The sequence below is a fragment of the Nostocoides japonicum T1-X7 genome (assembly GCF_001046855.1).
GTDB classification, from domain to species: domain Bacteria; phylum Actinomycetota; class Actinomycetes; order Actinomycetales; family Dermatophilaceae; genus Nostocoides; species Nostocoides japonicum.
Window position 1 is genome coordinate 4,004,242 of record NZ_HF570958.1, and the last position, 8,916, is coordinate 4,013,157.

Below are 8,916 nucleotides of genomic sequence, written 5' to 3' on the forward strand. Positions count from 1 at the left end.
CCGCGGCGGCCGCCGTCGGGGTGCCCCTGCCGCCGCCGGAGGTCGGGGCGGCGGCGCACGCGTGGCGGGAGCGGATGCGCGAGGTGAGCGCCGTCCTCACCTCGCCGGCGGCGTCGGTCCGGCTCGTCCTCACACCGGAGTCGGTCGTCATCGCCGAGGCCCGGCGCACGCTCACCTCGTTGTCGCTCTACGGGTATGCCGTCGACGCCGTCGTCGTCAACCGCCTCCTCCCCGCGGGTGGCGCCGACCCCTGGCGGGCCGGGTGGAACGCGGCCCAGGCGCACGGCCTGGCCCGGGTTCGGGAGTCCTTCTCCGGCATACCGGTCCTCACCGTCCCCTACCTGCCGGCGGAGCCGGTCGGCATCGCGGCCCTCGCAGCCCTCGCGGACGCGACCGACGACAGCGAGCTCGCCGGCCGGGCGCCGACCGACCCCGCACCAGGCGGAGGCATGGCCGTCGAGAGGACCCGGACCGGGTTCTCCCTCCGGCTCCCGCTGCCCTTCGCGACGTCGACGGACGTCGGACTGCGGCGGCGTGACGACGACCTGCTCGTCGACGTCGGGCCGCACCACCGGATCGTCACGCTCCCCTCGGCGCTGCGCCGGTGCGTCGTGACGGGTGCCTCCGTGCGCGAGGGCGTGCTCACCGTGACGTTCGTTCCCGACGAGGAGGTATGGCCCCGTGACAGAGGGCAGTCCACCCCCTCCCCGTGACCGGGGGGAGGCCACCGAGGCGGTCGGCACGGTCGCCGAGGAGGCCGCCAAGCTCATCGCGCTGCTCAGCACCGCCTCCGCCGGCCGGCGCGGCGCCGACGTGACCGACCCGCCCACCGCCTCCGACGCCGGTCCACAGGGTGGGTCGGCCGACGGCGATGCCGCACCACGGCGCCCGGCGCCGGGCACGGACGACGGGCGCTGTGACCACCGGCCGGCAGCCGGGGAGGCGATCGCCTGCGCCATCTGTCCGGTATGCCAGCTCATCGCCCTGCTCCGGACGACACGTCCCGAGGTCGTCGACCTCCTCGCCGACCTCACGAGTGCCGTGGCCACGGCGCTGCGTGACATCGCCTCCGCCGGGGCGGCTGGCCCGAGCGGGACGGAGGACGAGCGCGGAGCCGCGCGGGCGGCATACCCCCGGGCGCGCTCGCGCGCCGTGCCCATCGACGTCGTCGACGAGGACGAGGAGCACCCCCAGTGAGCGAGGCCATCGACCTGTCCATCGGGATCGACATCGGCGGGACGAAGGTGGCCGGCGGGCTCGTCGACGTCGACGGGAACGTCGTCGCCCGGGCGCGGCGCGACACCCCCCATCGGAGCACCCGGCCCAAGGTCGTCGAGGACACCATCGTCGACACCGTCGAGGAGCTGCGCGAGGCCGCCGGCGAGGCTCCCGTCGTCGCCGTGGGCATCGGGGCGGCCGGGTTCGTCGCCGCGGACCGGGCCACCGTCGTCTTCGCGCCCCACCTGTCGTGGCGGCACGAGCCGCTGCGGGACGCCCTGGCCAGGCGGATCGACGTGCCGCTCTTCGTCGACAACGACGCGAACGCCGCCGCGTGGGCCGAGTGGCGCTTCGGCGCGGCGGAGGACGAGTCGACGGTCGTCATGATCACGCTCGGCACGGGTATCGGCGGCGCCATCCTCATCGAGGGGGAGGTGATCCGCGGGCGGTACGGCATCGCGGGGGAGTTCGGGCACATGCAGGTCGTCCCCGCCGGTCACCGGTGCGAGTGCGGCAACCGCGGGTGCTGGGAGCAGTATGCGAGCGGGAACGCGCTCGTCCGCGAGGCGCGCACCCTCGTTGTCGCCCAGAGCCCGATGGCCACCGACCTCATCGACCGCGTCTCGGGGGATCCGGCGAACCTCACCGGCCCGCTCGTCACCGAGGCGGCCCGCGAGGGCGACCAGACCTCCATCGAGCTGCTCGCGGACGTCGGGTCGTGGCTCGGTGTGGGCATCGCCAACATCGCGGCCGCCATCGACCCCGGCCTGTTCGTCATCGGGGGAGGTGTGAGCGCGGCCGGCGAGCTGCTCCTCGGCCCCGCCCGCGACACCTACCGCCGTCAGCTGACCGGCCGGGGCTACCGCCCCGAGGCTCGGGTCGTCGCCGCGAGGCTCGGCAACGAGGCGGGGCTCATCGGCGCCGCGGACCTGGCCCGCCGCGAGGTCGTCGGGTCGTGACCCGGCTGCGGGTCGCGTCCTACAACACCCGCGACTTCCTCGACGACCGCGCGGCCGCTGCCGCAGTCGTCCGAGCGCTCGACCCGGACGTCCTGTGCCTCCAGGAGGTTCCGCGGCGACTCTTCGCGACGACCCGGGTCGCGACGTTCGCCGCGCAGTGCCGCCTCTACTGGGGCGGTCACCACCGCGGCAGCGGAGGGACGACGATCCTCACCTCGCTGCGCACCGACGTCGCCGCGTCCGCCCATCACCGGCTCAGGGTCCACTGGCCGGACCGGACCCGGGGGTACGCGACGGTCCGGCTCCGTCTGCCCGACGGCCGCGACCTCGTCGTCGCGTCGGTGCACCTCGGCCTGCGACCCGACGAGCGCGCGGAGCATGCCGGCTCGATCGTCCGGGCCCTCGGACGGACCGAGCGGGCCGTCGTCTGTGGCGATCTCAACGAGGAGGCCGGTCCGGCGTCGGACGTCCTCCGGAGGGCAGGGCTCGGCCCGGTCTCCCCGCCCGAGCCGACCTTCCCCGCCCGCTCGCCCCGGCGCCGGCTCGACGTCGTCCTCGCGACGCCCGACCTCGCCGTGCTCCCGCACGTGGCGGTCGACCTGCCGGCCGCCGACCTCGTGCGGGCCAGCGACCACCGTCCGGTGTGGGTCGACCTCGACGTGTGACGGCCGGCCGAGCCGTGGTGCACAGCCCCCGCCGGTGGTACACAGCCCCCGATCGGGAGCTCTGCACCACGGCTGTGGGGCCACTGGTGTCCCTGGGGTTGGTGGGGTCAGTGGGGCTGGTGGGTGGTGCACAGGCCCCGATCGGGAGCTCTGCACCAACCGGTGTGGGGCCAGTGAGGCGGACCGGGGTGGTGGGGTCAGTGAGGTCAGCAAGGTTAGTGGGGCTGGTCAGGCTGGTGGGGCTGGCGGGTGGTGCACAGGCCCCGATCGGGAGCTCTGCACCACGGCTGTGGGGCCACTAGTGTCGCTGGGGCTGGTCGGGCTGGTGGGGCTGGTGGGTGGTGCACAGGCCCCGATCGGGGGCTGTGCACCACGGGTGCGTCGGGTCGGGCGGCCCGCTCGACGGGCGGGATGGGGCTACCTGGCCGGGGCTTGGCCTCCACCACCCCCGGCCCGGACGGTGCGCACCACGGGTGGATGGTGGAGGTCGAAGGCCGGTCGCTCGGACCGGATGGGCGGCAGGACGTCGAAGTTGTGCCGCGGCGGCGGGCAGGAGGTCGCCCATTCCAGGCCGCCACCCCAGCCCCACGGGTCGTCGGTCTGGACGAGCGGCGCGTGCCGCCAGGTCCGCCACACGTTGTAGAGGAACGGGATGGTCGAGGCGCCGAGGAGGAAGGCGCCGATGCTCGAGATCTGGTTCAGCGTCGTGAAGCCCTCGTCGGGCAGGTAGTCCGCGTAGCGTCGCGGCATACCCTCCATGCCGAGGAGGTGCTGGACGAAGAAGGTCATCTGGAAGCCGATGAACAGCATCCAGAAGTGGATCTTCCCGAGCCGCTCGTCGAGCATCCGGCCGGTCAGCTTGGGCCACCAGAAGTAGAAGCCCGAGAACATCGCGAAGACGACCGTGCCGAACACCGTGTAGTGGAAGTGGGCCACGACGAAATAGCTGTCGGTCAGGTGGAAGTCGAGGGCCGGGCTCGCGAGGATGACCCCCGTCAGGCCGCCGAAGAGGAACGTCACGAGGAACCCGACCGCCCACAGCATCGGCGTGTCGAGGGACACCTTGCCGCCCCACATCGTGCCGATCCAGTTGAAGAACTTCGTCCCGGTCGGCACCGCGATGAGCATCGACATGATGGCGAAGAAGGGGAGCAGCACGAGCCCCGTCGCATACATGTGGTGGGCCCACACCGTCGTCGACAGCGAGGCGATGGAGATCGTCGCGAAGACCATCGTCCGGTAGCCGAAGACGGGCTTGCGGGAGAAGACCGGGATGACTTCGGTGATGATCCCGAAGAACGGCAACGCGATGATGTAGACCTCCGGGTGCCCGAAGAACCAGAACACGTGCTGCCACAGCATCGGCCCGCCGTTCTCCGGGTCGAAGACGTGCGCCCCGAACCGTCGATCCGCGCCGAGCGCGAAGAGCGCGGCCGCGAGGACGGGGAAGACCATCAGCACCATGATCGAGGTGATGAGGACGTTCCACGTGAAGATGGGCAGCCGGAACATCGTCATCCCGGGTGCCCGGAGGCAGAGGATCGTCGTGATGAAGTTGACGGCCCCCATGATCGTGCCGAAGCCCGCGAGCGCGAGGCCGAAGACCCACAGGTCGCCGCCGAGCCCCGGGCTGTACACCGTGTCGGACAGCGGTGCGTAGGCGAACCAGCCGAAGGCCGCCGCTCCGCCGGGGGTGAGGAAGCCGGCGATCGTGATGATGCCGCCGAACAGGTAGAACCAGTAGGCGAGCATGTTGAGCCGCGGGAAGGCGACGTCCGGCGAGCCGATCTGGAGCGGCACGATCGCGTTCGCGAAGCCGGCGAACAGGGGGGTCGCGAAGAGCAGCAGCATGATCGTGCCGTGCATCGTGAAGAGCTGGTTGTACTGCTCGGGGTTGTCGACGATCTGCAGTCCCGGCTCGAACAGCTCGGCCCGGATGAGCATGGCGAGCACGCCGCCGATGAGGAAGAAGGAGAAGGACGTCGCGAGGTAGAGGTTGCCGATGACCTTGTGGTCGGTGCTCGTCAGCCATCTGACGGCGCGCAGACCCGGCTCGTGCCGGGTCGGCGTTCGGGCAGGGACCGGGCCGAGACCGGTCCTCGCGGTGGCGTGGGACTCCGTCGTTGTCGAGCTCATAGCGCACACTTCCCGCCCTGGCGTGTGTCAGAGTCGTGCCCAGGGGTAGTTATGAGGATGACTGTACTTCAAACAAAGGTCGCGTGACAGGGGTGGTTCCTCATGATGAACAGGCCTATCGCCCTCTCCAAGGGCCGAGTTACGATGACGCTGATCCACAAATATGAGACGAGCGCAGGGCCTCCTGTCGCAGAGAGAGAGCACCCGTGACGTATGTGATCGCGCAGCCGTGCATCGACGTGGTCGACAGGGCGTGCGTCGAGGAGTGCCCGGTGGACTGCATCTACGAGGGCAAGCGAGCGTTGTACATCCACCCCGACGAGTGCGTGGACTGCGGCGCCTGCGAGCCGGTATGCCCCGTCGAGGCGATCTACTACGAGGACGACGTGCCCTCGGAGTGGGGGGAGTTCACGCGGGACAACGAGGAGTTCTTCACCGAGACGCTCCCTGGAGCCGACGAGCCGCTCGGCTCTCCCGGGGGCGCGGCGAAGCTCGGAGCGCTCGGCAGGGACACCCCGCTCGTGGCCAACTGGCCGCACAATGGGACATGACTCCCCGCCCGGCGCCGACGGCCGGCGTGCACGCCGCGCTCGCCTCGGCGACCCGCCGGCACCTCCTGGAGCTGCTCCAGGCCGGCGAGGCACCGCGCGATGTCCATGACCTCGCCCGGGCCGTCGGGCTCCACCCGTCGACGGTGAGGTTCCACCTCGAGACGCTCCGGCGGGCCGGTCTCGTCGTCCGTCAGGAGCATCCGTATGTCGGGATCGGCCGTCCCCGGACCGCCTACGCCGCCGCGGTGCCGGGCCCGTGGGGCAGCGGCTATGAGGGCTTGGCCGCGCTCCTCGCGGCCGATCTCGCCGACACCGCCGAGGAGCGTGAAGCACGCGCGGAGCGCATCGGGATGCGGTGGGCCGACCGGCTCCTCCCCGACCGTCGGGATGCGGAGACGACGGTGGACGACGCGACCGCCGTCGTCAGCGGGGTGTTCGACCGGATCGGCTTCGCGCCCCAGGTGAGCAAGGGTGCCGACGGCTGCCGGATCGCGCTTCACTCCTGCCCGTTCCGGGCCGTCGCCCGCGAGCATCCCGAGGTCGTCTGTGCCATGCACCTGGGCCTGCTGCGCGGCAGCCTCGAGCGGCTCGGTGCCGGGGCGGTGGGCCGGTTGACGCCGTTCGTGGAGCCCGAGAAGTGCATGGCCGAGATCGACCCCGTCGGCGTCGCCGGTCAGCTGCCCGCGGCGGCATCGGTCGTCCCGGCGGCCGGGCGGCGCGCGGTCCCTCCCACGCGCTGACCGACGACGAGGCACAGCGCGGCGGCTGTGACGAAGGCGAGTGCGCCGGCGAGGAACAGAGCGGTGGAGCGGGGGACGAAGCCGGATGCGTATGCGGGTCCGGCGACGACGGCGAAGACGGCGACCCCGAGCGCGCCTCCGGTCTGTCGGCTCGTGTTGCTCGCGCCGGATGCCGTCCCGGGCGCGTCGGGTGCGGCGTCGAGCGCGGCGGAGACGATCGCAGGAGTGAGGATGCCCAGGCCCGTGCCCCACAGGAGGAGGAAGAACAGGACGTCGGGGCCGGTGATGCTGGCCGCGATGCCGGCGAATCCGGCCGCGGAGACGAGCAGGCCTAGGGCGCTGGTCCGCCAGACGCCGATCCGGGCACCGAGCCTGCCTGCCGGGGCCCCCAGCAGTGGCAGGGGCAGCATGGCCGGGAGGGTGGCCAACCCCGCGAGCAAGGGGCTCAACCCGTGCACGTCCTGGAAGAGCTGGGTGAGCAGGAAGAGGCTGCCGAGCGCGCAGAGGTTCATCAGCCCGGCCACCCCGGAGGCGGTGGCCACGGCGCCTCGTGCGGCGCGCGGAATGCTGATGAGCGGCTGCGTGGCTCGGCGCTCGACGGCGACGAACCCTGCCGCGGTGCCCAGGGACGCGATGCCGAGGAGGCCCGCCGTCCACGGCGCGTCGCGGCCTTGGACGATCGCGGTCACGAGACAGGCCAGCCCGGTCCCCAACAGCGCAGCCCCAGCCCAGTCCACGACGCCCGCTCGCACGCGGTTCGCCGCTGCGCGAGGAAGGCGGAGGACGGGAATGAGCGCAAGGGCGCTCACGGGCACGCCGAGCCAGAACACCGCCCGCCAGCTCGCGGCCTGGACCAGCACGCCGCCGATCACCGGCCCGGCGGGGAGGGCCGCCCCGCCGATCGCCGCCCAGCGGCCGACGAGCCGGTTCCGCTCGCCCTCGTCCGTCGTGCTCTCCACGAGCAGGGCGAGGGTCCCCGGCAGCATCAGCGCCGCACCGATGCCCTGGACGACACGCGCAGCGATGAGGACTCCGATGGTCGGAGCCAGCGCGCACGCGGCCGACGCCGCACCGAAGGCGGCCAGGCCGAGCCGCAGGACCGGGCCGTGCCCGATGCGGTCCCCGATCGCGCCGGAGGCCAGGAGCAGGGCTGCCAGGGGCACCGAGTACGCATCCACGACCCACGGCAGTCCCGAACCGCCCGCGCTCATGCCGGAGCCGATCTGCGGCAGCGCGACATTCACCACCGTCACGTCGAGGAGCACGAGGAAGGAGCCGCCGCACAACGCGAGCGTCAACGGCCATCCGGCCCGGTTCCCACTCATTCCTCGATCGTCAGGCAGGAACACTTCAGTCCTGGTCGAAGTGTTTCGCTCTAGCATGAGGACGTGCCCTCGTCGACCCAGGACCTGCAGGGCGAGCCCTACCTCGCCCGGCTCGCCTCCGCCTTCGCGGATCCGCGGCGCGTCCGCGTGCTGACGGCCCTCGCCGATGGGCGCGCCCTTCCGGCCGGCCGGCTGGCGGAGGAAGCCGGAGTCGCCGCCTCCACGATCAGCAACCACCTGTCCGTGCTGCTCGACCACGGACTCGTCGTCGTCGAGCAGCACGGCCGCAACCGCTTCTACCGACTCGCGAACGGAGAGGTCGAGGGCGTCCTGGAGGCTCTCGCGAGACTCGCGCCACGGACCCCGATCACCTCCCTGCGCGAGAGCACGCGCGCCGCCGCCCTGCGCTCCGCGCGCACCTGCTACCACCACCTCGCCGGCCACGCCGGCGTGACCCTCTTCGGTCAGCTGCTCGCCGCCGGATGGGTCGTGGGCGGGGACGGGCTCCACCACCCGGGTGCCACCCGGGATCGGCTCTCAGCGCCGGGGAGAAGCGTCGACTACCTGCTCACCCCCGACGGCGTCACCGCGCTCTCGCTCTGGGAGATCCCACCTCGGCTGCTGTCCACCGGGCGGTCCCTGCGCTACTGCGTCGACTGGACCGAGCAGGCCCACCACCTCGCGGGTCCCCTCGGCACCGCCATCACGTCCCGACTCTTCGACCTCGGCTGGATCGTCCGCGGCCGGGTCCCGCGGAGCATCCGCATCACCCCCGAAGGACACGACGGGATGGCGACGCTGACGGCGCACCTCTCGCGTGGCGAGCACTGACGGCATACGGTCCGTGGCGGACCGGCAGGTCAGACCCGGGCGCCGTCGTCGTGGTCGTCCTCGTCCCGCTTGCGGGGCTGGCGCAGGACGAGGAGGGCGAACCCGCCGATGATGAGGGCGAACGCGGCATACATCCACCACCGGCTGTGTCCCTCGCCGAAGAAGGCGAGGTAGATGAGCAGGAGGGGGCCGACGGTGAGGCCGATGACGATCCCCCAGAAGTGGAGGTCCTCCTGCGGGGGCAGCTGGACCGGACGGGGTTCGAAGTGACCCTCCTCGAGGCCGGCCTCGACGATGCCCGGCGGTGGGACCTCACGGGCCGGTGGGGGAGCGGGCGGGGCGGCGTCGGAGCCGCGGTCGCCGGGTGTCGGGTCCTGACCCCGCGCGTCGGGCCGGGCGGCGTCCGACGCGGCCGGAGCGTCCGACGCAGCCGGAGGTCCGTCGGGGGGCTGCGCCTCGTCGTCGGAGGACCTGGGCGCGTCGGAGGCGGG

10 protein-coding genes are annotated in these 8,916 nt (G+C 72.5%); 7 read left to right on the forward strand and 3 right to left on the reverse strand.

The window, feature by feature from the left end; all coding sequences use genetic code 11:
* The 4 genes from BN12_RS18180 to BN12_RS18195 all read left to right on the forward strand — a co-directional run.
* On the forward strand, nt 1–713 hold a 713-nt coding region (locus tag BN12_RS18180; RefSeq protein WP_162233107.1), incomplete at its 5' end, for an ArsA-related P-loop ATPase.
* Nucleotides 682–1,197: a hypothetical protein gene (locus BN12_RS18185; protein WP_048554688.1), complete on the forward strand. Its 516-nt coding sequence runs from the start codon at nt 682–684 to the stop codon at nt 1,195–1,197. The genes BN12_RS18180 and BN12_RS18185, both read left to right, overlap by 32 nt.
* Nucleotides 1,198–1,205: 8 nt before the next feature.
* Nucleotides 1,206–2,177, forward strand: coding sequence for an ROK family glucokinase (locus BN12_RS18190; RefSeq protein ID WP_048556575.1), 972 nt, complete (start codon nt 1,206–1,208; stop codon nt 2,175–2,177).
* Nucleotides 2,174–2,842, forward strand: a complete 669-nt coding sequence (locus tag BN12_RS18195) for an endonuclease/exonuclease/phosphatase family protein (protein ID WP_048554690.1) — start codon at nt 2,174–2,176, stop codon at nt 2,840–2,842. The genes BN12_RS18190 and BN12_RS18195 overlap by 4 nt, the downstream gene beginning before the upstream one ends.
* Before the next feature lie 417 nt (nt 2,843–3,259).
* Here BN12_RS18195 and ctaD read toward each other — a convergent pair whose 3' ends face one another.
* Nucleotides 3,260–4,978, reverse strand: coding sequence for an aa3-type cytochrome oxidase subunit I (ctaD, locus tag BN12_RS18200; RefSeq protein ID WP_048554693.1), 1,719 nt, complete (start codon nt 4,976–4,978; stop codon nt 3,260–3,262).
* A gap of 206 nt (nt 4,979–5,184) precedes the next feature.
* Between ctaD and fdxA the strand changes: the two genes are divergently transcribed.
* Together fdxA and BN12_RS18210 are read left to right on the forward strand one after the other, a co-directional pair.
* A complete protein-coding gene (gene fdxA, locus BN12_RS18205; RefSeq protein WP_048554695.1) occupies nt 5,185–5,529 on the forward strand; it encodes a ferredoxin in 345 nt (114 codons plus the stop codon).
* Entirely contained in the window at nt 5,526–6,269 is a 744-nt protein-coding gene (locus BN12_RS18210) for a helix-turn-helix transcriptional regulator (protein ID WP_083454751.1), read from the forward strand. The genes fdxA and BN12_RS18210 overlap by 4 nt, the downstream gene beginning before the upstream one ends.
* Here the strand turns inward: BN12_RS18210 and BN12_RS18215 are convergent.
* Nucleotides 6,203–7,594 carry an MFS transporter gene (locus tag BN12_RS18215; protein ID WP_083454752.1) on the reverse strand — a complete coding sequence of 464 codons (1,392 nt, stop codon included), beginning with the start codon at nt 7,592–7,594 and terminating at the stop codon, nt 6,203–6,205. The two genes, BN12_RS18210 and BN12_RS18215, sit on opposite strands and share 67 nt — an antisense overlap.
* A 63-nt stretch (nt 7,595–7,657) precedes the next feature.
* Here BN12_RS18215 and BN12_RS18220 point away from each other — a divergent pair, with 63 nt between their 5' ends.
* The gene (locus BN12_RS18220) at nt 7,658–8,425 is read left to right on the forward strand and encodes an ArsR/SmtB family transcription factor (RefSeq protein WP_053080082.1); all 768 of its coding nucleotides are present in this window, start codon (nt 7,658–7,660) and stop codon (nt 8,423–8,425) included.
* A gap of 29 nt (nt 8,426–8,454) precedes the next feature.
* On the opposite strand, the gene BN12_RS25385 is transcribed toward BN12_RS18220, so the two are convergent.
* Nucleotides 8,455–8,916 (reverse strand): hypothetical protein (locus BN12_RS25385; protein ID WP_048554700.1); only part of this gene is annotated, 462 nt, incomplete at its 5' end.

Coding starts and splice junctions, on each gene's coding strand:
- ctaD (WP_048554693.1), bottom strand. CDS start 4,978: ATGAGCTCGACAACGACGGAGTCCCACGCCACCGCGAGGACCGGTCTC.
- BN12_RS18210 (WP_083454751.1), top strand. CDS start 5,526: ATGACTCCCCGCCCGGCGCCGACGGCCGGCGTGCACGCCGCGCTCGCC.
- BN12_RS18215 (WP_083454752.1), bottom strand. CDS start 7,594: ATGAGTGGGAACCGGGCCGGATGGCCGTTGACGCTCGCGTTGTGCGGC.